Raw genomic sequence first — 23,263 nt, forward strand, 5'->3', positions numbered from 1 at the left:
GGACCGCGTCGAGGTCCTGCCCGGCGTCAGTCGGGCAGGACCGCGTCGGGCACGTCGCGCAGGAAGATCTCGATCGTCTTCGGCCCGACACCCTTGAGCTCGCCCAGTCGGTCGCGCAGTTCCTGCCGCGAACTCGCCGTCTTCACCAGATGTGACACCGAGCCCTCGTCGGCGTCGAGCGTGTGCATGGTCTCGTGCAGCGCATCGGTCATCTGGTAGTCGAAGCGCCCGTAGCCGCCCTCGTCCAGGACCTTCCGCAGCCCCTCACGACCGGCCTCGGCGAACTTCCCCGGACTCGTGAACCCTTGGTCGATGAGCGCGCGGTACGTGTCGGCCGCCAGCTGCTGCCGGATCGGCCTGCCGAACAGCATGCTCGCGAGGAACCACCGGTAGAGCTGCTGGGGCTTGCCGTCGGACAGGTCGATCCCGAGGTCCTCGGCGTGTGTGACGTCAGCCATGGCGCGGACGCTACCCGCCGCGTCCCGAGCGCCGGGGCAGCAGTGTGCGCCCCCTCGCACCGTGCGAGGGGGCGGCGCACGTCAGTCGGGAGCGTCGGCGGCGGCGAGCTGGTCCTCGAGGTTGAAGACCTCCGGCAGGATCCGGGCGGTCTGGTCGGCCCGGCCCGTCGCGCCGTCGAAGAGGTCCTGCATGTGCGACTCCCACGCCGCCGCGACCTCGCTCGACGCGAGCGCCGCATCGGCATCGGCCACCGAGTCCGTCTCGTAGTAGCCGATCAGGAGCCCGTCGTCGTCGAGGAACAGGGAGTAGTTCCGTCGGCCGGCGCCGGCGATCGCGCGGAGCATCGCCGGCCAGACGGTGGCGTGGCGCTCCCGGTAGGCGTCCATGTGCTGCTCGGCCACCTGCAGACGGAAGCAGACGCGGGTGACGTGATCCGGGCCTCCCGTCGGGTGCTGACCCGTGGACTCGATCACCGGGACGCTTCCGCGCGCTCGTCGACCGTGCGGACCGTGCCCGTGCCGCTGGTGACCGTGCCGTAGCGTTCGACCTCGATCTCCTCGAGGGACTTGCCCCGCGTCTCCGGTGCCCAGATCGTCCCGACCAGGAACGACACCGCCAGCAGGCCGATGATCAGGCCACCGAGCGGACGGAGGCCGATGTCGGTGAGGAGCACGGGGAACCACATGCTCAGCAGACCGACCGTGACCCGGGCAGCGAGGAACAGCACGCCCTGGGCGCTCGCGCGGTAGCGGGTGGCGAAGAGCTCGCTCGTCCACAGGCCGTAGAACGCCTGCGCGCCGATGCCGGACGAGATCCCCCAGCCGATCGCGAAGAAGAGCAGGGTCCCGAGGTTCGCGGGGCCGTAGATCAGGACCGCCCAGGTGAGGATCGCGAGTGCGGCCCCGACGGCGAACAGGAGGCGTCGGCTGATCCGGTCGCCGAACCGCATGAACACTAAGTACGTCGTCAGCACCGTGCAGAACCACACGAGGACCTGCAGGGAGTCCTGTTCGATCACACTCGTGACCCCGGTGGCGGCGTAGATGCGCGGCTGGAAGATGCCGGCCTGCCCCGCGACGGTGTTCCACATCGCGTAGACGCCGAACAGGAACAGCATCGCGACGAGGTTGATCCGCTTGCTGAAGAGCTGGCCGACACCGTGGAAGAAGCTGACCTGACCGGTGGCGGCACGCTCGTCCTTCCAGATGTTCGACTCCGGGAGCCCGCGGCGGAGCCACCACACCACGGCCGCGACGACGAACAGGTGCGCGAAGATGAGCCGGCTGCCGAGCAGACCGAGCGGCGCTGCGGCGATGGCGAGCGCGAAGCCGACCATCGGGCCGATTGACCACGCGAGCTGCGCCGTGCCGACGTGGGCAGCACGCTTGCCCGCGGGGGCCTGCTCGGCGATGTACGTCCAGCTCGCGGGGACACCCGCGCCGACGGCGATGCCGCAGAGGATGAAGCCGGTGAGGAGCATGCCGTAGTTGCCGGCGAACACCGCGAGCACGACGCCGAGCATGTAGAGGAGCAGGTCGTAGGTGTAGATGAACTTGCGGCCGTAGCGGTCGCAGAGCGGGCCACCGATGGCCGCGCCGATCGCGGCGCCGAAGGCGTTCGAGGACAGGCTCGCGAGGAGCCCGACGCCGAGGTCGCCGATGTGGAACTGCGCCTGCCAGAACGCCAGGCTCGTGGCGATCGCGATGATCGACCCGGACTCGATGTAGTTCGACATGGCCACCGAGATGGTGGCCTTCCAGCCGGTGGTGTTGCTCGCTCCGATGCGGACCGCCATTGGTCCTCCGTTCGTCCGTTTCGTCAGTGAATCGTTTCAACGCTGCGCGAGGACGATATCCGGTCCCGCTCCCTCGCCGCAAGTGCAGGGCGAGGTGGGGTGCGGGGTGCGGGGGTCGGGGGTCGGGAGTCGGGGGGGGTCGGATCGCGCGTAGGAGGTGGAATCGCGCGTAGGAAGTCAGTTCTTTCGACCACCCACGCGCGATTCCACTTCCCATCGCGGACGTGATGGGAAGGAACGAGCGGGCACTGCGAGGCGCGCCTCGCACGGTGCGGGGCCACCGGGATGCCAGGATGACCGCATGACGGTGAGCGTTCGTGAAGTGGCAGCGCTCGCGGGCGTGTCGCTCGGCACGGTGTCGAACGTCCTGAACCGCCCCGAGAAGGTCGCCCCCGCGACGGTCGAACGCGTGCAGAACGCCATCGCCGAGCTCGGCTTCGTGCGGAACGACTCCGCGCGCCAGCTCCGGGCGGGCCGGAGCTCCACCGTCGGACTCATCGTCCTCGACGGCGGCAACCCCTTCTTCACCGACGTCGCACGCGGCGCCGAGGACGCCGCGATGTCGAAGGGCCTCGCGGTCCTGATCGGCAACTCCGACGAGTCCACCGAGCGGGAGGCCACCTACGTCGACCTGTTCGAGGAGCGCCGCGTCGCCGGACTCCTGATCTCCCCCGCCGGCGACGACCTCGCGCGGCTCGCACGACTCCGGGACCAGGGCACTGCGGTGGTCCTCGTGGACCGGCGTGCCGACGACGAGCACTTCGCGTCGGTCTCGGTGGACGACGTCGCCGGGGGCCGGATCGCGGTGTCGCACCTGCTCGCGATCGGCCGCCAGCGCATCGCCTTCGTCGGAGGGCCCTTCGGGATCCGGCAGGTGGCGGACCGGCACGCCGGAGCACTGGCCGCGGCGACCGCAGCGGGCGCGTCGCTCGAGGTGCTGCGGACGACGTCGCTCTCCGTGCTCGAGGGACGGCGCATCGGCGAGGAGCTCCAGCGCCGCCCCGCCGGTTCGCGCCCGGACGCCGTGTTCGCGGCGAACGACCTCATCGCCGTCGGACTCGAGCAGGCGTTCATCATGCGCGGGTCCGTCGTCGTGCCCGACGAGATCGCGATCGTGGGCTACGACGACATCGCGTTCGCCGAGGCCGCCGTGGTCCCGCTGACGTCGATCCGGCAGCCGGCGCAGGACCTCGGTCGTCAGGCGATCGAGCTGCTCGTGCGTCAGGTCGAGCACGGGCAGGACGTCGACCTGGAGCACGTGGAGTTCACGCCGGAGCTCGTGGTGCGCCAGTCCACGGTCCGCGAACGCTGAGCACGGGCCGAGGCGCCTGCGCCGACCAGAGCAGCACGGGCCGGGGTGCCTGCCCCGACACACGGAGCACGGGCCGAGGCGCCTGCCCCGGCCCGTGCGCTGTGCGGCTGGGTCAGAAGTCGAACTTGTCGATGTTCTTCGCGTCGAACGTCGTCGGCTTCCCGAGGAGCACCGTGCCGTCGGCGCCGACCTTGTACTCGCCGAGCTTGCCCGCCTTGAACGAGTCACCGTCCTTGCCGGTGATGGTGCCGTCGATCAGTGCCTTCGCCGTGTACGCCGCCAGGTAGCCGAGGTCGCTCGGGTTCCAGAGGGCGAAGTTGCCGACGGTGCCGTCCTTGACGTAGGCACGCATCTGGTTCGGGGTGCCGAGGCCGGTGAGCGCGACCTTGCCCTTGTACTGCGACGTCGAGAGGTACCGGGCAGCGGCCGCGATGCCCACCGTGGTGGGCGAGACGATCCCCTTGAGATCGGGGTACTGCTGGACGAGCGCGGCGGTCTCGTCGAACGAGGTCTGGTCGTCGTCGTTCCCGTAGACGGTCTTCACGATGTCGATGTCCGGGTACTTCTTCCCGATGTACGCGGTCATCGCCTTGTTCCAGGCGTTCTGGTTCGTCGCGTTCGCCGAGGCCGAGAGGATCGCGATCTGGCCCTTGCCACCGATCTCGTCGGCGATGTTGTCCGCCTGCGCCTGCGCGATCCCGTCGCTGGAGGCCTGGTTCACGAAGACGTCGCGGCAGGCGGGGTCGACGTCGGAGTCGAAGGTCACGACCTTGACCCCGGCGGTCTTCGCCTGCTTCAGCGACGTGCAGAGCGCGTTCGGGTCGTTCGCGGAGAGGACGATGGCGCCGACGTGCTGCTGCGTGAGGGTGTTGATGAAGCTCACCTGTGCTGAGGCGCCGGTGGTCGTCGGGCCGACTTCGGCGTAGGTGCCGTCGAACTTCTCGACCGCGGACTTCCCGCCGTCGCCGTCGGACGCCTTGAAGTAGTTGTTCCCGAGGGACTTGGGCAGGAACGTGATCTTGTAGTTCTTCGAGCCGCCGCTGCTGCCGCCGGTGCCGGCATCGCTGCCGCTCGAGCATCCGGTGACCAGGAGGGCGAGGCCGAGGGTCGCGGACGCGACCGCGACGAGTCGCTTGGAGCGACGGGAGGAGGTGTGGAACATCGTTGTTCTTCCTTCGGTACTGAGATCGTGCGGGACAGGAGGTGAGTAGGGCAGGAGGTCGGGACAGGAGGTCGCGGACAGGAGGTGTCAGCCGGTCTGGGGCCGCCGCACCCGGACCCGCGTGACGATCTGCGGGACGACCACGGACAGGATCAGCACGACGCCGGTGACGACGGTGATGGCATCGGAGCTGACACTCGCGAGCTGGAGCGCGCTCTGCAGGACGCCGATGAGGAGCACACCGGCGACGACGCCCGGCAGTGACCCCTTGCCGCCGAAGATCGACACGCCCCCGAGCAGCACGGCGGCGATCACGGAGAGCTCCAGCCCGGTGGCGTTGTCCCCGCGGGCGGTGCTGTAGCGCAGCGTCCAGAACACCCCGGCAAGGGCGGAGACCACCCCGGACAGGACGAACGCGATGAACTTCGACCGCGCCACGCGCACCCCCGAGAAGGTCGCCGCGTCGCTGCTCAGCCCGAGTGCGATGAGCCCCCGGCCGAACGGCGTGAAGTGCAGCACCGCCGCGAAGACCAGGATGAGCACGATGACGAGCACCATCACGACCGGGATGCCGGTGGTGCCGATCTGCCGCTGTGCGAGGTCGAGCCAGAACGCCGGGAAGGTCGCGATCGACGTCGTCCCGAGGAGTCCGACCGCGATGCCGCGGAACAGCGCGATCGTGCCGATCGTCACGGCGATGGACGGCAGCCCGAAACCGGTGACGAGGAAGCCGTTGAGGGCACCGCAGGCGAGCCCGACCACCAGGCAGACGAGGATCGACACCGGGAACGGCACGCCGGCCTGGGTGAGGAGCCCGAGGACGACGCTGCTCAGGCCGACCGTGCTGCCGACGGACAGGTCGATCTCGCCGGTGATGATCACGAACGTCATCGGCAGCGCGATCATCAGGATCGGGGTCGCGTCGAGGAGCAGGAACGCCAGCGTCGTCGTCGTGCCGAAGTAGGGCACCACGATCGTGGCGACGATCGCCGCGATCACGAGGACCGCCGCGACGGTGGCCTCACGGGAGGCGAGCAGGCGGCGCCACAGCGGTGTGCCGTGTGCGCGGATCGGTCGGGTGCTGGTGGCCGCGCGGCCGGAGCCGAGTTCGATGCCGCTCATGATGCGTCTTCCCGTTCTGCGATGAGCCGTCTGGACAGCCGGACCGCCAGGTACCGGTCAAGGACGATCGCCCCGATGATGAGTGCACCGACGACGGCCTGCTGCCAGAAGCTCTGCACGCCGAGGATCGGGAGCGCCCGGCTGATGGTGATGAGCAGGAACGCGCCGATCGCCGCGCCGTAGACCGTGCCGCTGCCGCCGAAGATCGCGACGCCGCCGATCACCGCCGCGCCGACCGCCTGCAGCTCGATGCCGGATCCGGTCTGCGAGTTGCTCGTCCCGTAGCGGGCCGTGAAGAGCACCCCGGCGAGCCCGGCGAGTGCTCCGGAGATCACGAACGCCCAGAAGATCCGCCGACGGACGCGGAGTCCGTAGAGCTCGGCGGCCGCGGGGTCCGACCCGATCGCGTAGAGCTCCCGGCCGCTCGGCTTGTTGCGCATGTACCAGCCGGCCACCAGGACCACGACGATCGCGACGAGGAACAGGGTCGGGATGCCGAGGACGGAGGCGGTCCCGATGTCGAGGAACCCCTGCGGCAGCTGGGACGGGTTGATCTGGTTGCTGCCGGTCCACAGGACGTTCACGCCGCGGTAGACGTACAGCGTGCCGAGGGTGATGACGAGCGCCGGGACCTTCGCCAGCGCGACCAGGGCACCGTTGACGACGCCGAGCAGCGCTCCGGCGACCGCGCCGATGAGGAACACCAGGAGGATCGGGATCCCCGGGATCCCGATGAAGACCTGTCCGGTCAGGTACGCGGTCAGCCCGACCACGGAGCCGACGGACAGGTCGACGCTCCGGGTGATGATGACCATCGCCTGGCCGACGGCGAGCAGCATCAGCATCGCGGGGGTGAGCAGGAGGTCGCGCCACCCGTCGGTCGAGAACAGGAAGTTCGGGTTCACGATGGTGGTGACGACGACGATGAGGACCGCGACACCGAAGATCGTCGTCTCGCGGGCCCGGATGAGCCGACGGACGCCGCGGCCGAACGCGTTCTGGTGGCTCGGGCCGCCGGCGGTCGTCGCCGTGGACCGCTGGGAGACCGCGGCGCTCATGCCGCCACCCCCGCCGCACCGTCGACACCGGCGGCGTGCGTCGCCGCGTACATGACGTTCTCGCTCGTCGCGTCCGACTGGTCGAACCGCGCGGTGATCCGGCCCTCGCGGACCACGAGGACACGGTCCGCCATCCCGAGCACCTCGGGCAGCTCCGACGAGATCATCAGGATCGCGAGCCCCTGGCCGGCCAGCTCGCTGATGAGCCGGTGCACCTCGGACTTCGTGCCGACGTCGATGCCGCGGGTGGGTTCGTCGATGACGAGCAGCTTCGGCGCGGTGGCGAGCCACTTCGCGATGACGACCTTCTGCTGGTTCCCGCCGCTCAGGGTCCCGACGAGGGTGTCGAGCGCGTTCGTCTTCACCTCGAGGCGGCTGGCCCAGAGTGCAGCGGCCGCGTTCTCGTCGCGCGACCGCAGGAAGCCCCAGCGTGCGAGGGACTCGCGGATCGCGAGCGTCGTGTTGCGTGCGACCGAGGAGTCGAGGACCAGGCCCTGTTTGCGGCGGTCCTCCGGGACGAACCCGATCCCCGCGCGCATCGCCGCGCCGGGGTCGTGCTTCGCGACGGCTCGGCCGAGCACCGACACGGAGCCGGTCCGGTAGTCGTCGACCCCGAAGACCGCGCGGGCGATCTCGCTCCGCCCTGCGCCGACGAGTCCGGCGAGCCCGACGATCTCCCCCGCACGCACCGTGAACGAGACGTCGTGGAAGACGCCGGGGGTGGAGAGCCCCTGCACCTCGAGGACGACGTCGCCGATGGTCGCCGGCTGCTTCGGGAAGAGGTTGCTGACCTCACGTCCGACCATCCTCCGGACGATCTCGTCCTCGGTGACGTCCGTCACGGCGTCCGTCGAGACGTACGCGCCGTCGCGCATCACGGTGACGGTGTCGCAGAGGGCGAACACCTCGTCGAACCGGTGCGAGATGAACACGAGGCCGCGGCCTTCGTCCCGGAGGCTGCGGGCCACCTGGAAGAGCCGCTCGACCTCGACGCCGCTGAGCGCGGCGGTCGGCTCGTCCATGATGAGCAGCCGGGCGTCGAGCGAGATCGCCTTCGCGATCTCGATGATCTGCTGGTCGGCGATCGACAGGCCCTCGGCCAGTCGGTCCGGGTCGATGGAGACGGACAACCGGGCGAAGATGCCCAGCGCCTCGGCGCGCATCGCACGACGGTCGATGCGTCCGAAGCGGTCCTTCGGCTGCCGGCCCATGAAGATGTTCTCGGTCACCGTCAGGTCGGGGAAGAGTGTCGGCTCCTGGTAGATCACGGCGATGCCGGCCTGCTTCGCGGCCGCGGTGGACGAGAAGTCCACCGGCTCGCCACGGAACCGGAAGGCGCCGCTGTCGCGCTGGTACAGCCCGGCCACGATCTTCACCAGCGTGGACTTCCCGGCGCCGTTCTCGCCGACGAGGGCGTGGATGGAGTTCGCGGCGACGGTGAGGGTCGCCGACGTGAGGGCGACCACGGAGCCAAAGGACTTCGAGACCTGCTCGAGCTCGAGAACCGGTGGTCCACTGACGGGTTGGGTGATCGGCATTGATCGTGCTCCACGACTTCGTTGACGCGAGATGAAACCTTTCAACGCCGAAGGTAGAGCGAACCCGACGCATCGTCAAGCCCCGCTACCGAGTCGTGACCAGCAGGATCATGGCGACTCCGTCACCCCGAGCAGGAAGCGAGGACGGGGCTTGCGCAGCCCGCGACGCACGCGTACGGTGTGAAACGATTCAATCGCACACGAGGAAGTGACACGATGACATCAGCGAGCTTCAGCTCCGTCGCCGAACAACTGGCGCGCCAGCAGATCGAACTCCCGTCCTGGGCCTTCGGCAACTCCGGCACCCGCTTCAAGGTGTTCAGCACACCCGGCACCCCGCGCGACCCCTACGAGAAGATCGCGGACGCCGCGCAGGTGCACCGGTACACCGGGCTCGCCCCCACCGTCGCGCTCCACATCCCGTGGGACGTCGTCGACGACTTCGCGGACCTGAAGCGTCACGCCCAGGAGCACGGGGTCTCCCTCGGCACCGTCAACTCGAACACGTTCCAGGACGACGACTACAAGTTCGGCGCACTGACCCACGTCGACGAGTCGATCCGGCAGAAGGCGATCGACCACCACCTCCGCTGCATCGACGTGATGGACGCCACCGGCAGCCGTGACCTGAAGATCTGGCTCGCCGAGGGCTCGAACTACCCGGGGCAGGAGGACATGCGGAGCCGCCAGGACCGCCTGCACGACTCCCTGTCGACGATCTACGATCGGCTCGGGGACGACCAGCGCCTGGTGCTCGAGTACAAGTTCTTCGAGCCGGCGTTCTACCACACGGACGTCCCGGACTGGGGCACCAGCTACGTCCAGACGAGCGCGCTCGGGGACAAGGCGATGGTCTGCCTGGACACCGGCCACCACGCCCCGGGCACGAACATCGAGTTCATCGTGATGCAGCTCCTGCGTCTCGGGAAGCTCGGTTCCTTCGACTTCAACTCGCGCTTCTACGCGGACGACGACCTGATCGTCGGCGCCGCGGACCCGTACCAGCTGTTCCGCATCCTGGTCGAGGTCGTCCGCGGCGGCGGCTACGACAACCCCGATGTGGCGTTCATGCTCGACCAGTGCCACAACGTCGAAGACAAGATCCCCGGCCAGATCCGCTCGGTGCTGAACGTGCAGGAGATGACCGCCCGTGCGCTGCTGCTCGACCGCGTGGCGTTGACCGCCGCGCAGGAAGCCCACGACGTCCTCGGCGCGAACGAGATCTTCATGGACGCGTTCCAGACGGACGTCCGACCGGACCTCGCCGCCTGGCGCGAGTCCCGCGGACTCCCCGCGAACCCGATGCGCGCCTACCTCGACTCCGGCTACCAGCGCACGATCGCCGACGAGCGTGTCGGCGGCGTCCAGGCCGGTTGGGGCGCGTGACCATGAGCAACAGCCTGGAGGCCCGGGTGGACCCCGCAACGCGCGACACCGACGCAGACACCACGATCAGTGCCCTCATCGCGCGGTCGAACGCGCTCGGCTCCGATCCCCGCATCACGAACTACGCCGGCGGGAACACCTCCGCGAAGGGCACCGCCACCGACCCGGTGACCGGCGAACCGGTGGAGCTGCTGTGGGTGAAGGGCTCCGGGGGCGACCTCGGGACGCTGACCCCCGCTGGCCTCGCGGTGCTGCGGGTCGACCGGGTCCGCGCACTCCAGGACGTCTATCCAGGCGTCGAGCGCGAGGACGAGATGGTCGCCGCGTTCGACTTCTGCCTGCACGGCAAGGGCGGCGCCGCGCCGTCGATCGACACGGCGATGCACGCACTGGTCGACGCCCCGCACGTGGACCACCTGCACCCGGACGCCGGCATCGCCATCGCCACCGCGGCCGACGGCCCGGCCCTGACCGAGACGATCTTCGGCCAGAAGGTCGTGTGGGTCCCGTGGCGCCGTCCGGGGTTCCAGCTCGGGCTCGACATCGCCGCGATCAAGCGCGACCACCCGGAGGCGATCGGCACGATCCTCGGCGGCCACGGCATCACGGCGTGGGGTGACACCAGCGACGAGGCCGAGCGCAACTCCCGCTGGATCATCGACACCGCGGAGCAGTACATCGCACAGCACGGCGCAGCGGACCCGTTCGGCCCGGTCCGCCCGGGCTTCGAGGCGCTGCCCGTCGACGAACGACGTGCCCGTGCGGCCGCGCTCGCCCCGACGATCCGCGGCATCGCCGGCCACGACAAGCCGGTCGTGGGAAGCTTCACCGACAGCGACGTCGTCCTCGACTTCCTGGCGTCCGCACGCGCCGAGGAACTCGCGGCCCTGGGCACGAGCTGCCCGGACCACTTCCTCCGCACCAAGGTGAAGCCGCTCATCCTCGACCTGCCCGCGACGGCCACCGCCGAGGAGCAGATCGAACGCCTGCACGAGCTGCACACGACCTACCGCGAGGACTACCAGGCGTACTACGACCGGCACGCCGACGAGCAGTCCCCCGCGATCCGTGGTGCCGACCCGCTCATCGTGCTGGTCCCCGGCGTCGGGATGTTCTCCTACGGCAAGGACGCCCAGACCGCCCGCGTCGCCGGCGAGTTCTACGGCAACGCGATCAACGTCATGCGCGGCGCGGAGTCCCTCAGCACCTACGCCCCGATCGACGAGGCCGAGAAGTTCCGCATCGAGTACTGGGCCCTCGAAGAGGCGAAGCTCCAGCGGATGCCCGCACCGGCGAAGCTCGCCACCCGTATCGCCCTGGTCACCGGCGCGGCGAGCGGCATCGGCAAGGCGATCGCGAAGCGTCTCGCGGCCGAGGGGGCGGCGGTGGTCATCGCGGACCTCGACCTCGAGAAGGCACAGGCGACCGCGACGGAGATCGGCAACACCGACCGGGCGATCGGCGTCAGCGCGAACGTCACGAGCGCCGCCGACATCGAGCGTGCGGTCCAGGAGACCCTGCTGCACTTCGGCGGCCTCGACCTCGTCGTCAACAACGCCGGGCTGAGCCTGTCGAAGTCCCTGCTGGAGACCACCGAGCAGGACTGGGACCTGCAGCACGACGTGATGGCGAAGGGCTCGTTCCTGGTGTCCAAGGCCGCCGCGAAGGTCCTCATCGAGCAGGGGCTCGGCGGCGACATCGTCTACATCTCGAGCAAGAACTCGGTGTTCGCCGGCCCGAACAACATCGCCTACTCCGCCACGAAGGCCGACCAGGCCCACCAGGTGCGACTCCTGGCGGCCGAGCTCGGCGAGCACGGCGTCCGCGTCAACGGCATCAACCCCGACGGGGTGGTCCGCGGCTCGGGAATCTTCGCGTCCGGCTGGGGTGCGAACCGCGCGAAGACCTACGGCATCGAGGAACAGGACCTCGGGAAGTTCTACGCCCAGAGGACGATCCTCAAGCGCGAGGTCGTGCCGGAGAACGTCGCGAACGCCGTCTACGCGATCTGCACGGACGACTTCTCGCACACCACGGGGCTGCACGTGCCCGTGGACGCGGGCGTCGCCGCGGCGTTCCTGCGCTAGCGCCATGGCCAGCAGCAGCGGCAGCGTGGCCGCGGTCGACCTCGGCGCCACGAGCGGCCGGGTGATCGTCGGGCACGTCGACACGGACGGCGTGCGGATGGAGCACGTCGCCCGGTTCCCGAACGGTCCCGTGACGCTCCACGAGCACGACCGGGACGCCCTGCACTGGGACGTCGTCGAGCTCTACCGGCAGGTGACCGTCGGGCTGCGTGACGCCGTCGCCCGGCACCCGGACATCGCCAGCATCGGCATCGACTCCTGGGCGGTGGACTACGGCCTGCTCCGTGACGGCCGGCTGCTCGGGCTGCCGTACGCCTACCGCGACGAGCGGCACGAGCGCGGGGTGGCCGAGGTGCACGCGCGCATGGACGCCGCCGAGCTGTACCGCCGGAACGGCCTGCAGCACCTGCCGTTCAACACGCTGTTCCAGTGGGCCGCGGACCCGGCGGTCGGCGGAGCCGACCGTGCCCTGCTCGTCCCGGACCTCCTCGGGTACTGGCTCACCGGCGTCGAGGCGGCCGAGCGCACGAACGCATCGACGACCGGGGCCCTGAACGCCACCACGCGTGGGTGGGACCCGGCGTTGCGGGCTGCTGCGGGCCTCCCGGCCGGGTTGCTGCCCACCCTGCGCGATCCCGGAGACCGACTCGGTCCCCTGCTGCCGTCCGTGGCCGACCTGGTCGGTGCCAGGACCGGTCGGCACAGCGCACCCGTCACGCTGGTCGGGTCGCACGACACGGCCTCCGCCGTCGTCGCGGTCCCCGCGACCGAACCGGACTTCGCCTACATCTCCTCCGGCACCTGGTCCCTGGTCGGCGTCGAGCTCGACGCGCCCGTCCTGTCGGACGCGGCGCGCGACGCGAACTGCACGAACGAGGGCGGCGTCGACGGCCGGGTCCGGTTCCTCAAGAACGTGTCCGGGCTCTGGCTGCTCTCCGAGAGCGTCCGGACCTGGGAGCGTGGTGGCGCGAGCATCGACCTGGAGGCCCTCATCGCCTCCGCCGCGGCCGTCACCACCCCGGTCACCGTCTTCGACCCCGCGGACGAGTCGTTCACGCCGCCCGGCGACATGCCGACCAGGATCGCGGCCTGGTGCTCGGCGCGCGGTCTCCCCGCACCGACGACCCGCGCGGAGTTCGTGCGGTCGATCCTCGAGTCACTCGCCGCGGCCTACGCGTCCACCCTGCGGACGATCACCGAGGTGACGGGCAAGGACATCCGTGTCGTGCACGTCGTCGGCGGCGGATCGCAGAACCGGCTGCTCTGCCAGCTCACCGCGGACCGCACCGGGTTGCCCGTCCTGGCGGGCCCCGTCGAGGCCACGGCGCTCGGCAACGTGCTCGTCCAGGCGCGCGCCGCTGGACTCGCGGGCCTCGGAGGGGCTTCACTGGAGGCACTCCGGAGCATCGTCGCGCGGACCGTCGAGCCCGTGCGCTACTCCCCCACGGCGCCGTCGCGCGCCGAACCCGACCGGACCAACGTCAGGAGCCACGCATGACCACCACCGACGACGGCAAGCGCATCGACCCCGCGACCGGAGCACCGTTCCCCGGGCCGGGGAGCGCGTCGACCGCACGGCCGAAGGTCAAGCGGCAGCTGCCGACGGTGCGCGACCTCGCGCCGCTCATGCAGTTCAAGAAGCCGGACCTGAACGCCCGGCGTCGGCGGCTCGACCAGGCGCTGACGATCTGGGACCTCCGGGACATCGCCGAGCGCCGCACCCCGCGTGCCGCGTTCGACTACACCGAGGGCGCCGCCGAGGCGGAGATCTCGCTCGCCCGTGCGCGCCAGGCGTTCGAGGACATCGAGTTCACGCCCGCGATCCTGCGCGACGTGTCCTCGGTCGACACCTCCTGGGACGTGCTCGGGTCGCCGGTTGCGTACCCGTTCGGCATCGCGCCGACCGGGTTCACGCGGATGATGCAGACCGAGGGCGAGCGGGCCGGAGCCCGCGCCGCCGGACGCGCGGGCATCCCGTTCGCGCTCTCCACGATGGGCACCACCGCGATCGAGGACGTCCGCGATGCCAACCCGCACGGTCGGAACTGGTTCCAGCTCTACATGTGGAAGGACCGCGAGAAGTCGATGGCGCTCGTGTCCCGCGCCGAGAAGGCCGGGTTCGACACGCTCCTGGTCACCGTCGACGTGCCCGTCGCGGGAGCGCGGCTCCGCGACAAGCGCAACGGGTTCTCGATCCCGCCGCAGCTCGGCGTGAAGACCATCGTGAACGCGATCCCGCGGCCGTGGTGGTGGTTCGACTTCCTCACCACCGAACCGCTGGCGTTCGCCTCGCTCGACCGCTGGTCCGGCACCGTCGGGGAGCTCCTCGACCACATGTTCGACCCGACCGTCACCTACGAGGACCTCGCCTGGATCCGCTCGCAGTGGAAGGGCAAGGTCGTCGTCAAGGGCGTCCAGTCCCTGGCGGACGCGAAGCGCCTGGCCGACATGGGTGTCGACGGCATCACGCTCTCGAACCACGGCGGCCGGCAGCTCGACCGCGCCCCGGTGCCGTTCCACCTGCTGCCGCAGGTCGTGAAGGAGGTCGGGAACGACACCGAGGTGCACCTGGACACGGGCATCATGTCCGGCGCGGACATCGTCGCCGCCGTCGCCCTCGGTGCGCGGTACACGATGGTCGGCCGGGCGTACCTCTACGGGCTGATGGCGGGTGGCGAGGCCGGGGTGGACCGGATGATCCAGATCCTCTCCGAACAGATCGAGCGCACCATGCGCCTGCTCGGTGTCGCGTCGCTCGAGGAGCTCGAGCCCGGTCACGTCACCCAGTTGGCGCGCCTGGTGCCCCTCGGCCGGTAGTCAGCGTCGATCCGGACCGTCCCCGGAGGGGGCGGTCCAGCGGCGGCCGGTAGGGTCGGCGGAGCGAGAAGGGGGCTCCATGGCCGGGGCGAGCATCAGCGTGCAGGACTTCGTGATGCGGTTCGGGGACCGTGCGGTGGTGGACGGGCTCTCGTTCGACATCGCCCCCGGTGAGACCTTCGGGCTCCTCGGCAGCAACGGTTCCGGCAAGACGACGACGATCCGCGCGCTGCTCGGCATCACGTCGCCGACCTCGGGCACGCTCACGATCGACGGGCACCCGTACCGGCCGGCCACCGGTGGGATCGGGTACCTCCCCGAGGAGCGCGGGCTGTACCGCAAGGAGTCCGTCCTCGACGTGATGACGTACTTCGCGGCGCTCCGCGGCATGAAGCGCCCCGCGGCGACGGCCTGGTCGATGGACTACCTGGCGCGGGTCGGGCTCGCGGACCGGGCGAAGGCCCGCGTCGACAAGCTCTCCGGTGGGCAGCAGCAGAAGGTCCAGCTCGGGATCACGATCATGGACCGGCCGCGCCTGCTCATCCTCGACGAGCCGACGAAGGGCCTCGACCCGGTGAACCGCCGGCTGCTGCTCGACCTGGTCGACGAGCGGAAGGCCGACGGTGCGACGGTGATCCTCGTGACGCACCACATGGACGAGGTCGAGCGGCTCTGCGACCGGATCCTCCTGCTCAAGGACGGCACCGCGGCCGCGTACGGCTCCATCCCCGAGGTGCAGGACACCTTCGGCGGCGCCGTCGCGAAGGTCGCGCTCGACGGTCCGGTCCCGCCGTCCCCGCTCTACAAGCTCGCCCGGCACGAGGGGCACGTCGCCTACCTCGTGCCCTCGACGTCGGCAGCAGCGGACGGGTCGGACATCCTGGCGTCGCTGGTCGCCGCCGGCGTGCACGTCACCGGCTTCGAGATGCGCCGGATCCCGCTCGACGAGATCTTCGTGCAGGTCTACGGCCACGACGCGGGCGCCGACGAGCGCATGGCGGGAGGAGCACGATGAGCCGTATCGGCACGGTCATCCGGTTCGAGTTCGTCCGCGCGGTCAAGAAGCCCGCGTTCTGGATCGGCACCCTCGCGCTCCCGTTCGTCATCATCGTGGTGTCCCTGCTCGTCGGGGTCGGGCAGGCCGCCGGCACCGACTCCGCGGTCTCGAGCTCGTCGGCGACGAAGACCCCGTTCCACTACGTCGACCACTCCGGCCTGGTCTCGGAGTCCGTCGCGGCACGCTGGGGCGGGACCCCGTCCACCGATCCGTCCGGGGACCGGGCCGACGTGGTCGCCGGCCGGCTCGACGCGCTCGTCGTGTTCCCCGAGTCCCCGTCGACGGACTCGATCACGGTGACCGCGAAGGACCGCGGGCTGTTCGAGAACGGCGGGTACTCATCGCTCGCGCAGCGCGTGCTGGAGCAGAGCGTGGCCGCGGAGGTCGACGACCCGGAGGCGGTCAGCATCCTCCGCTCCCCACCGACCGCGGACGTGACGGCCTACGCGAACGGGAAGGTCGCGCCCGGGTGGCTGTCGATCGTGCCGCCGCTGGTCTACGTCGCCGCGTTCTTCGGCCTGGTGATCCTGCTCGCCGCCCGCATGGTGACGGTGGTCGTGGAGGAGAAGGAGAACCGCATCTCCGAGATGATCCTCACCACGGTGACCGCCGGGGACCTCATCCGCGGCAAGGTCGTCGCGATGCTGCTGGTCTGTCTGGTCCAGATCGGGGTGTTCCTGGTGCCCGGCCTGCTCTCGCTCGTGGTCGTCGTCCCGCTCGTCGCCGGCCGGGTTGGGGACGTGGTCATCGACCCGTGGCGGATGCTCGTCGGCGCCCTGCTGCTGCTCGGCGGGGTGCTGCTCGCGTCGGCGCTCTTCGTGACCGTCGGCGCCGCCGTCCCCTCGATCAAGGACGCCTCGACGCTGCAGTCGGCGGCGATCTTCTCGCTGATCATCCCGGTCTACGCGGCGTTCTTCGTGATGACGAGCCCGTCGTCGCCGGTCGCCACCTTCTTCACCTACTTCCCGACGTTCACCCCGGTCACCGCGATGGTGCGGAACGCGGTCGGTGCGCTGTCCCCGGTGGAGTCGGTGATCTGCGTCGTCGAGGTGTTCGCCGTCGCGTTCGTGCTGCTCTGGTTCGCGCAGTACCTGTTCCGGCACTCGGTCGCCCAGTACGGGTCGAAGGTCACCGTCCGGCAGGTGCTCTCCTGGCGGCGGCGCTGACCCGCACGCGCGTGGCCGCAGTCACCATGACGGTCACCGTCACCGTTACCGTCACGCGACGATCGCGGTCCGCCCGGGCAGACTGAGCGCAAGCGGTGCCTCGCGCACCACGTCGAGCGCCAGCGCGATCGCACCGCGGACGACGACGTCCGCGCCGAGCGTGGACGCGACGATCGTCGGCACGGGGTCGTAGTGCCACGTGTCGAGCAGCCGGCGGGCGTGGGCGATGACGACCTCCGCCGGCTCGGCGATGGCGCCGGCGACCACGACGCGGTCGATGTCGAGCAGGCTCGCGAGCACCACGCAGACCCGGGCGAGCCGGTCGCCGAGCCGTTCGACGAGCTCGACCGCGACGGCGTCGCCGGCCTCGGCGGCGGCGAACAGGGCCGCTGCGTCGATGCCGTCCGTGGCCGCGGCGAGCGGGGTGCCGGGGAGCACGCGGCCGTCCGCGACCGCCTCGGCGGCGAGCACCCGAGCCGTGCTCCCGAGTCCCTCGGGCGAACCCACGCCGGCCACCAGGTCGAGCACGCGCATCTCGCCCGCGCCGCCGTGCGCGCCGCGGAGCAGGGTGCCGTCGACCACCAGGCCGGTGCCGAACCGTTCGCCGGCGAGCAGTGCGGCGAACGAACCGTCGCCACCGGCACCGCGTTCGGCGACGGCCGCGAGGTTCGCGTCGTTCTCGACCACGACGGTGCCCTGCCGGAGCACCGCCCCGAAGCCGGGGTTCATCGCCGCCCAGTAGCCGCCGTCGTCGGCCGGCGAGGCACCGACGGCATCGACGGGCGCGGGGACCCCGACGGTGGTGACCAGGACGTCGTCGCCGGGGACCGCGGCCGCCGCAAGTGCCCGTGCGACCGTGTCCCGGATGACCCCGAGCCGGACGGGGACGTCGAGGCCGGCCTCCCCGAGGTCGCCGGAGGCACGCCCGAGCACGGTCCCGCGCAGGTCGGCGACGAGCACGGCGATCCGGTGCTGCCCGGCGTCGATGCCGACGACCACGCCTGCGCGCTCGTCGAGCCCGTACCGCCGGGCCGGCCGTCCCATCCGGTACTCCCCCGCCGCGCGGGCGTCGTCGAGCTCGCGGATCCAGCCGAGCCGGACGAGTTCGTCGCAGGCCGCGAGCACGGTGGAGCGGGTCAGGCCCGTGGCGTCCATCGCCTCTGTCGCGGTGAAGGCGCGCGCGGCGAACGCATGGTCGAGCACGATCTCGGCACTCGACCCGCGTGCGGTTCCACGGCGCTGCGGCATGTCGTGACACTACCGCGACGCGAGTTCCTTGCGCTATTAGATTTTCTCGCTACATTTAGTCCTGCGGGCGGCGCCGGAGCCGGTCCGCGATTCCGGAACGGCAGGGACGCCGGGTCCGGACGGACGGAGACGACGTGAAGCAACACGCCACGACTCGGAACACCGCGGGGGTCAGCCGACGGTCGTTCCTGCTGGGGGCCGGCGGCATCGCCAGCGGTTTCGCACTCGCCGGGTGCGCCCCGATCGGATCGTCATCGAAGCGACCCGAGACGATCACGTTCTACGTGTCGAAGCCCGAGGTCATCGGGTACTTCGACGACCTGATCGCCCAGTTCCACGACAGCCAGTCGAGCGTGCGGGTGATCCGCGACTCGACGTCGAACATGTCCGCGAACTTCGTGCGGAACGCGCCGCCGGACCTCGGGTGCTGGAACTACAACTTCTCGGTCGTGCCGTTCGTCGAGCACGGCGCCCTCACCGACCTGTCCGACCTCGAGCAGGCGGACACGATCAACCCCGACCTGTGGCCGCTCATGGAGCAGACCGCGGACTACCCGGGCCGCAAGAGCGCACTCCCCTACTCGGTGATGTCCGCCAGCGTGATCTACAACAAGCAGCTGTTCGCCGACAACGGCGTCGACGTCCCAACCACCTGGACCGAGCTCGCCGCCGTCTGCGACAAGCTCACCGCCGCCGGGGTCACGCCGTTCTACAACACCTACAAGGACACGTGGACGATCGCCCAGGGGATGTTCGACTACAGCATCGGCGGTGCACTCGACGTGCCGGCGACCTTCGCGTCCCTGCAGCGTGAGGGCACGAGCGTCGGCAAGGACTCGAAGGTGTCGTTCGAGAAGGACTTCGCGATGCCGATGCAGCGCATGACGCAGCTCGCGAAGTGGTCGAACAAGGACGCCGCCAGCCGTGGGTACGGCGACGGCAACCTGGCGTTCGCCCAGGGCAAGGCCGCGATGTACATGCAGGGACCGTGGGCACTCGGCGAGATCGCGAAGACCACGAAGAACATGGACCTCGGCACGTTCCCGCTGCCCGTCACCGACGACCCGGACGACCGGAAGGTCCGGGTCAACGTCGACCTCGCACTCTGGATCCCGGAGCAGTCGAAGAAGCAGGAAGCCGCCCGCGACTTCCTGACCTTCCTGATGCAGCCGAAGGTCAACGACAAGTACAACGCGGACAACAACGGCTTCGGCGTCCGGAAGGACGCCCCGCCGGCCTCGAACCCCGCGCTCGCCGGCATGCAGTCGTTCTACGACTCCGCCGCGTTCTCCCTCGGCGCCTCGCAGCTCATCCCCGCCGAGATCCCCGTCGCGAACTACGCCCAGGCGATCGCCCTGGGCGGCGACCCCGCGCGGCAGCTCCGCACCCTCGACGCCGACTGGGCGCGGCTCGCGCTCCGGTCCGCCTAAGGAGTCGACGAATGGCAACCACGACCACTGAATCGATCACGACGGCGGACCGCCGCCGCCGTGGCGGAGCTGCACCGGGCCTCCCGGCCGGCATGCGCCGTCCGCGGCGGCGACTCGACCCGGTCTTCCTCGCGTTCCTCCTGCCGACGCTCGTCATCTTCACGCTGGCGATCACGCTGCCGGCCGTGATGGGCATCGTCCTGAGCTTCACCGACTCCGTCGGGTTCGGCGAGTTCGGGTTCATCGGGCTGACGAACTACCGCGCCGTGTTCTCCGACCCCGCGATCCTGCAGGCGTACCTCTTCACGATGGGCTTCGCGCTCGTCACGGTGCTGCTGGTGAACGCGATCGCGTTCCTGCTCGCCATCGGCCTGACGTCCAAGATCCGCGGGAAGATCGCCCTCCGCGCGGTGTTCGTCCTGCCGATGGTGATCTCCGGCATCGTCATCGCCTACGTGTTCTCGTTCCTGTTCTCGAACAGCCTGCCGGCCGCGGCGACCGCGCTCGGCTTCGGCCCGCTCGAGCAGAGCATCCTCGCGAACCCGGACCTGGCGTGGATCGCGATCGTCATCGTCACCGCGTGGCAGGCGATCCCGTCGACGCTCCTCATCTACATCGCCGGCGTGCTCTCGATCCCCGGTGACGTGTACGAGGCGGCATCGCTCGACGGCGCGTCGTCATGGCGGCAGCTGCTCTCGATCACGGTGCCGCTCACCGCGGGCTACATCGTCATCAACCTCGTCATCGGGTTCAAGAACTTCCTGAACGCGTACGACGTCATCGTCGGTCTCACGAACGGCGGCCCCGGCACCTCGACGACCAGCGTCGCGATGTCGATCTTCAACGGGTTCTCCAACGGCGACTACTCGTACCAGATGGCGAACGCCACGATCTTCTTCGTGATCGCCGTCGTCATCGCCATCGTCCAGCTGCGGGCCACCCGCGGGAAGGCCTCGTTCTGATGACCGTCCAAGCACCGCTCAACACCCGCACCACGCTCACCGGCAGCGTCCGCTCCGTGGACGCCGACAAGACCCACGGCCGCCGCGGGCGAGGCAACTGGACCCTGACCATCGTCCTGGTCGTCTGCGCGTTCTCCGTCCTGATCCCGCTCTACGTCACGCTGAGCATGGCGTTCAAGACCACCGGCCAGGCGGTCGACGGCAACGCGTTCTCGCTGCCGGCGCCGTTCAGCGTGCAGGGCTTCGTCGAGGCCTGGCAGCTGACCGACTTCCCGCGGGCGTTCGGCGTCTCGGTGATGGTCGCCGCGATCACCGTCGTCGGGACGATCCTGCTGGCGTCGTTCGCGGCGTACGCGATCGCCCGGAACTGGGAGCGCCGACTGTTCCGCTGGTCGTTCTTCTACCTGCTCGCCGCGATGTTCCTGCCGTTCCCGGTCCTCGCGCTGTCGCAGGTGAAGCTGACCGGCATGGTCGGGCTCGACAACCCGTTCGGCGTCGCGATCCTGCACGTCATGTTCCAGCTGTCGTTCAGCGTGATGCTCTTCACCGCGTTCCTCCGGTCGATCCCCGGGGAGCTCGAGGAGAGCGCCCGCATCGACGGGGCGAGCACGTGGCAGGTGTTCTGGCAGCTGGTGTTCCCGCTGCTCGCACCGATGAGCGCGACGGTCGGCATCTTCGCCTTCCTCGCCTCGTGGAACGACTACATGATGCCGGCGCTCATCACCGCGGACCCGGCGCTCCAGACGCTGCCGGTGCTCCAGCAGATCTTCCAGACCCAGTTCAGCAACAACTACAACGTGTCGTTCGCCTCGTACCTGATGGCCATGGCCCCCGCGATCATCGTCTACCTCGTCACCCAGCGATGGGTGATGGCGGGCGTGACGCAGGGTGCCATCAAGTGATCGACCGGACCCCCGAGAGGACCCCATGACCGACATCCTGGCCCAGCCGGCCACCGCGACCACCGCCACCGACGAGACCTGGTGGCGACAGGCGAGCGTCTACCAGATCTACCCCCGCTCCTTCGCGGACGCGAACGGTGACGGGATCGGTGACCTGCGCGGCATCACCGAGCGCGTGCCGTACCTGGCGTCGCTCGGCGTCGAGGCGGTGTGGCTCAGCCCGTTCTACCCGTCCGCCCTCGCCGACGGCGGCTACGACGTGGACGACTACCGCGACGTGGACCCGAAGCTCGGGACCCTCGACGACTTCGACGCGATGGTCGAGGCCCTGCACGGCGCCGGCATCCGGGTGATCGTCGACATCGTCCCGAACCACACGAGCGACCGGCACGCGTGGTTCCGCGAGGCCCTCGCCAGCCCGGCCGGGTCCCCCGCCCGCGACCGGTACGTCTTCCGCGACGGCACCGGTCCGGACAAGAGCGCGGCGCCCGCCGACTGGATCTCGATCTTCGGCGGCCCGGCCTGGACCGCCGCAGGCGACGGCCAGTGGTACCTGCACTCCTTCGCGAAGGAGCAGCCCGACCTGAACTGGGCGAACCGCGAGGTCCGCGACGACTTCCTGCACACGCTGCGCTTCTGGTCCGACCGCGGGGTCGACGGCTTCCGCATCGACGTCGCGCACGGGCTCGCGAAGGACCTCGGCGAGGTGCTGCCGACCTGGGCCGAGCTCGCCGAACTGCCGAAGGACGGCACGCACCCGCTCTGGGACCGGGACGACGTCCACGAGATCTACGCCGAGTGGCGGAAGGTGTTCGACGAGTACACGCCGGCACGCACCGCCGTCGCCGAGGCGTGGGTCGCCGCGGACCGCCGCGCCCGCTACGCGAGCGCCGACGGGCTCGGGCAGGCGTTCAACTTCGACCTCCTCGAGGCCGACTTCGACGCCGGGTCGTTCCGCAGCATCATCGAGTTCAACCTCGGCCTCGCCGAGCAGTCCGGCTCGTCGACGACGTGGGTGTTCTCCAACCACGACGTCGTCCGGCACGCCACCCGCTACGCGCTCCCCGCCCGGAACGGCACGACCGAGAAGCAGGGCGGCGCCTGGCTCCTCGCCGGCGGCTCGCAGGACGACCTCGACCAGGACCTCGGGCTCCGTCGGGCGAAGGCCGCGACGCTGCTCGAACTCGCCCTGCCCGGTTCCGCGTACCTGTACCAGGGCGAGGAGCTCGGCCTGCAGGAGGTCGGCGACATCCCCGACGCCGACCGTCAGGACCCGGCGTTCTTCCGGAACCCGGGCGTCGACGTCGGCCGCGACGGCTGCCGCGTCCCGATCCCGTGGACCCGCACCGGTTCCTCGTTCGGCTTCGGTCCCGGCGGCTCGCACCTGCCGCAGCCGGCCTGGTTCGGCGCGTCCTCCGTCGAGGCCGAGGACACCGACCCGGACTCGACGCTGAACCTGTACCGGAAGGCGCTCGGTCTCCGCGGGCAGCTGCAGTCCGAGGAGCACCTCGAGTGGCTCGAGACGGGTCGCGACGACGTCCTCGCGTTCCGCCGGCCGAACGGCTGGACGAGTGTGACGGTGTTCGGCGACGAGCCCTACGACCTCCCCGCCGGTGAGCTGTTGCTCGCCTCGGCTCCGGTGGCAGACGGCGCCCTGGCGGGCGTGGGGACGGCCTGGTTGCGCGCGTAGGAACGCGACCGGGGATCGGACGGGAGGCACGGTGCGGGCAGGCGCCGTGCCTCCCGTCCGTCACGGGGTGGC

At 70.2% G+C, this 23,263-nt stretch carries 19 protein-coding genes; 11 read left to right on the plus strand and 8 right to left on the minus strand.

The genetic code is table 11. The annotated features are described in order from the left end of the window. Nucleotides 1-26: 26 nt before the first annotated feature. The 3 genes from EDF55_RS14460 to EDF55_RS14470 all read right to left on the minus strand — a co-directional run bounded on the left by EDF55_RS14460 (nt 27) and on the right by EDF55_RS14470 (nt 2,254). On the minus strand, nt 27-458 hold the full coding sequence (locus EDF55_RS14460) for a DNA methylase (RefSeq protein WP_123655656.1): 432 nt from the start codon (nt 456-458) through the stop codon (nt 27-29). An 81-nt stretch (nt 459-539) separates the two neighbouring features. Next, nucleotides 540-932 (minus strand): L-rhamnose mutarotase, encoded by a 393-nt coding sequence (locus tag EDF55_RS14465; protein ID WP_243698251.1) that lies wholly within the window; start codon nt 930-932, stop codon nt 540-542. Beyond that, nucleotides 929-2,254, minus strand: coding sequence for an MFS transporter (locus EDF55_RS14470; protein ID WP_221180763.1), 1,326 nt, complete (start codon nt 2,252-2,254; stop codon nt 929-931). Before EDF55_RS14470 ends, EDF55_RS14465 begins: the two co-directional genes overlap by 4 nt. A 301-nt stretch (nt 2,255-2,555) precedes the next feature. Between EDF55_RS14470 and EDF55_RS14475 the strand changes: the two genes are divergently transcribed. Then, nucleotides 2,556-3,566, plus strand: coding sequence for a LacI family DNA-binding transcriptional regulator (locus tag EDF55_RS14475; protein WP_123655657.1), 1,011 nt, complete (start codon nt 2,556-2,558; stop codon nt 3,564-3,566). A 112-nt stretch (nt 3,567-3,678) separates the two neighbouring features. Here the strand turns inward: EDF55_RS14475 and rhaS are convergent, their stop codons facing one another. The 4 genes from rhaS to EDF55_RS14495 form a co-directional block, all read right to left on the minus strand. Then, nucleotides 3,679-4,728, minus strand: coding sequence for a rhamnose ABC transporter substrate-binding protein (gene rhaS / locus EDF55_RS14480; protein WP_123655658.1), 1,050 nt, complete (start codon nt 4,726-4,728; stop codon nt 3,679-3,681). 87 nt (nt 4,729-4,815) lie between these two features. After that, nucleotides 4,816-5,850 (minus strand): ABC transporter permease, encoded by a 1,035-nt coding sequence (locus tag EDF55_RS14485; RefSeq protein ID WP_123655659.1) that lies wholly within the window; start codon nt 5,848-5,850, stop codon nt 4,816-4,818. Next, nucleotides 5,847-6,908 (minus strand): ABC transporter permease, encoded by a 1,062-nt coding sequence (locus EDF55_RS14490; protein WP_123655660.1) that lies wholly within the window; start codon nt 6,906-6,908, stop codon nt 5,847-5,849. The genes EDF55_RS14485 and EDF55_RS14490 overlap by 4 nt, the downstream gene beginning before the upstream one ends. Beyond that, on the minus strand, nt 6,905-8,446 hold the full coding sequence (locus tag EDF55_RS14495) for a sugar ABC transporter ATP-binding protein (RefSeq protein WP_123655661.1): 1,542 nt from the start codon (nt 8,444-8,446) through the stop codon (nt 6,905-6,907). Before EDF55_RS14495 ends, EDF55_RS14490 begins: the two co-directional genes overlap by 4 nt. A 216-nt stretch (nt 8,447-8,662) precedes the next feature. On the opposite strand from EDF55_RS14495, the gene rhaI reads away from it, so the two are divergent. The 6 genes from rhaI to EDF55_RS14525 all read left to right on the plus strand — a co-directional run bounded on the left by rhaI (nt 8,663) and on the right by EDF55_RS14525 (nt 16,959). Continuing rightward, nucleotides 8,663-9,832 carry an L-rhamnose isomerase gene (gene rhaI / locus EDF55_RS14500; RefSeq protein WP_123655662.1) on the plus strand — a complete coding sequence of 390 codons (1,170 nt, stop codon included), beginning with the start codon at nt 8,663-8,665 and terminating at the stop codon, nt 9,830-9,832. A 2-nt stretch (nt 9,833-9,834) separates the two neighbouring features. Continuing rightward, nucleotides 9,835-11,919 (plus strand): bifunctional aldolase/short-chain dehydrogenase, encoded by a 2,085-nt coding sequence (locus EDF55_RS14505; protein ID WP_123655663.1) that lies wholly within the window; start codon nt 9,835-9,837, stop codon nt 11,917-11,919. Nucleotides 11,920-11,923: 4 nt separating this feature from the next. Next, complete coding sequence (locus tag EDF55_RS14510) at nt 11,924-13,417, plus strand: rhamnulokinase family protein (RefSeq protein WP_123655664.1); 1,494 nt, start codon at nt 11,924-11,926, stop codon at nt 13,415-13,417. Nucleotides 13,418-13,545: 128 nt separating this feature from the next. Beyond that, nucleotides 13,546-14,736: an alpha-hydroxy acid oxidase gene (locus tag EDF55_RS14515; protein ID WP_123656005.1), complete on the plus strand. Its 1,191-nt coding sequence runs from the start codon at nt 13,546-13,548 to the stop codon at nt 14,734-14,736. Between the two features lie 79 nt (nt 14,737-14,815). Next, a complete protein-coding gene (locus EDF55_RS14520) occupies nt 14,816-15,751 on the plus strand; it encodes an ABC transporter ATP-binding protein (protein WP_123655665.1) in 936 nt (311 codons plus the stop codon). After that, on the plus strand, nt 15,748-16,959 hold the full coding sequence (locus EDF55_RS14525) for an ABC transporter permease (RefSeq protein WP_123655666.1): 1,212 nt from the start codon (nt 15,748-15,750) through the stop codon (nt 16,957-16,959). Before EDF55_RS14520 ends, EDF55_RS14525 begins: the two co-directional genes overlap by 4 nt. 51 nt (nt 16,960-17,010) lie before the next feature. On the opposite strand, the gene EDF55_RS14530 is transcribed toward EDF55_RS14525, so the two are convergent. Continuing rightward, nucleotides 17,011-18,207 carry an ROK family protein gene (locus tag EDF55_RS14530; protein WP_123655667.1) on the minus strand — a complete coding sequence of 399 codons (1,197 nt, stop codon included), beginning with the start codon at nt 18,205-18,207 and terminating at the stop codon, nt 17,011-17,013. A gap of 134 nt (nt 18,208-18,341) precedes the next feature. Between EDF55_RS14530 and EDF55_RS14535 the strand changes: the two genes are divergently transcribed. The 4 genes from EDF55_RS14535 to EDF55_RS14550 are packed head-to-tail and all read left to right on the plus strand — an operon-like array spanning nt 18,342 to nt 23,191. Beyond that, complete coding sequence (locus tag EDF55_RS14535; RefSeq protein ID WP_123655668.1) at nt 18,342-19,637, plus strand: ABC transporter substrate-binding protein; 1,296 nt, start codon at nt 18,342-18,344, stop codon at nt 19,635-19,637. Nucleotides 19,638-19,648: 11 nt separating this feature from the next. Beyond that, nucleotides 19,649-20,599 carry a carbohydrate ABC transporter permease gene (locus EDF55_RS14540; protein WP_123655669.1) on the plus strand — a complete coding sequence of 317 codons (951 nt, stop codon included), beginning with the start codon at nt 19,649-19,651 and terminating at the stop codon, nt 20,597-20,599. Continuing rightward, on the plus strand, nt 20,599-21,501 hold the full coding sequence (locus EDF55_RS14545) for a carbohydrate ABC transporter permease (protein WP_123655670.1): 903 nt from the start codon (nt 20,599-20,601) through the stop codon (nt 21,499-21,501). Before EDF55_RS14540 ends, EDF55_RS14545 begins: the two co-directional genes overlap by 1 nt. A gap of 25 nt (nt 21,502-21,526) precedes the next feature. Beyond that, nucleotides 21,527-23,191 (plus strand): glycoside hydrolase family 13 protein, encoded by a 1,665-nt coding sequence (locus EDF55_RS14550; protein WP_123655671.1) that lies wholly within the window; start codon nt 21,527-21,529, stop codon nt 23,189-23,191. Nucleotides 23,192-23,263: the final 72 nt, after the last annotated feature.

The sequence above is a fragment of the Curtobacterium sp. ZW137 genome (genome assembly GCF_003762905.1).
Classification (GTDB): Bacteria; Actinomycetota; Actinomycetes; order Actinomycetales; family Microbacteriaceae; genus Curtobacterium.

Bases quoted from the DNA above. Each gene is read 5' to 3' on its own strand.
- EDF55_RS14460 (WP_123655656.1), bottom strand. From the start codon at position 458: ATGGCTGACGTCACACACGCCGAGGACCTCGGGATCGACCTGTCCGAC.
- EDF55_RS14470 (WP_221180763.1), bottom strand. From the start codon at position 2,254: ATGGCGGTCCGCATCGGAGCGAGCAACACCACCGGCTGGAAGGCCACC.
- EDF55_RS14475 (WP_123655657.1), top strand. From the start codon at position 2,556: ATGACGGTGAGCGTTCGTGAAGTGGCAGCGCTCGCGGGCGTGTCGCTC.
- rhaS (WP_123655658.1), bottom strand. From the start codon at position 4,728: ATGTTCCACACCTCCTCCCGTCGCTCCAAGCGACTCGTCGCGGTCGCG.
- EDF55_RS14485 (WP_123655659.1), bottom strand. From the start codon at position 5,850: ATGAGCGGCATCGAACTCGGCTCCGGCCGCGCGGCCACCAGCACCCGA.
- EDF55_RS14490 (WP_123655660.1), bottom strand. From the start codon at position 6,908: ATGAGCGCCGCGGTCTCCCAGCGGTCCACGGCGACGACCGCCGGCGGC.
- EDF55_RS14495 (WP_123655661.1), bottom strand. From the start codon at position 8,446: ATGCCGATCACCCAACCCGTCAGTGGACCACCGGTTCTCGAGCTCGAG.
- rhaI (WP_123655662.1), top strand. From the start codon at position 8,663: ATGACATCAGCGAGCTTCAGCTCCGTCGCCGAACAACTGGCGCGCCAG.
- EDF55_RS14505 (WP_123655663.1), top strand. From the start codon at position 9,835: ATGAGCAACAGCCTGGAGGCCCGGGTGGACCCCGCAACGCGCGACACC.
- EDF55_RS14510 (WP_123655664.1), top strand. From the start codon at position 11,924: ATGGCCAGCAGCAGCGGCAGCGTGGCCGCGGTCGACCTCGGCGCCACG.
- EDF55_RS14515 (WP_123656005.1), top strand. From the start codon at position 13,546: ATGCAGTTCAAGAAGCCGGACCTGAACGCCCGGCGTCGGCGGCTCGAC.
- EDF55_RS14520 (WP_123655665.1), top strand. From the start codon at position 14,816: ATGGCCGGGGCGAGCATCAGCGTGCAGGACTTCGTGATGCGGTTCGGG.
- EDF55_RS14525 (WP_123655666.1), top strand. From the start codon at position 15,748: ATGAGCCGTATCGGCACGGTCATCCGGTTCGAGTTCGTCCGCGCGGTC.
- EDF55_RS14530 (WP_123655667.1), bottom strand. From the start codon at position 18,207: ATGCCGCAGCGCCGTGGAACCGCACGCGGGTCGAGTGCCGAGATCGTG.
- EDF55_RS14540 (WP_123655669.1), top strand. From the start codon at position 19,649: ATGGCAACCACGACCACTGAATCGATCACGACGGCGGACCGCCGCCGC.
- EDF55_RS14545 (WP_123655670.1), top strand. From the start codon at position 20,599: ATGACCGTCCAAGCACCGCTCAACACCCGCACCACGCTCACCGGCAGC.
- EDF55_RS14550 (WP_123655671.1), top strand. From the start codon at position 21,527: ATGACCGACATCCTGGCCCAGCCGGCCACCGCGACCACCGCCACCGAC.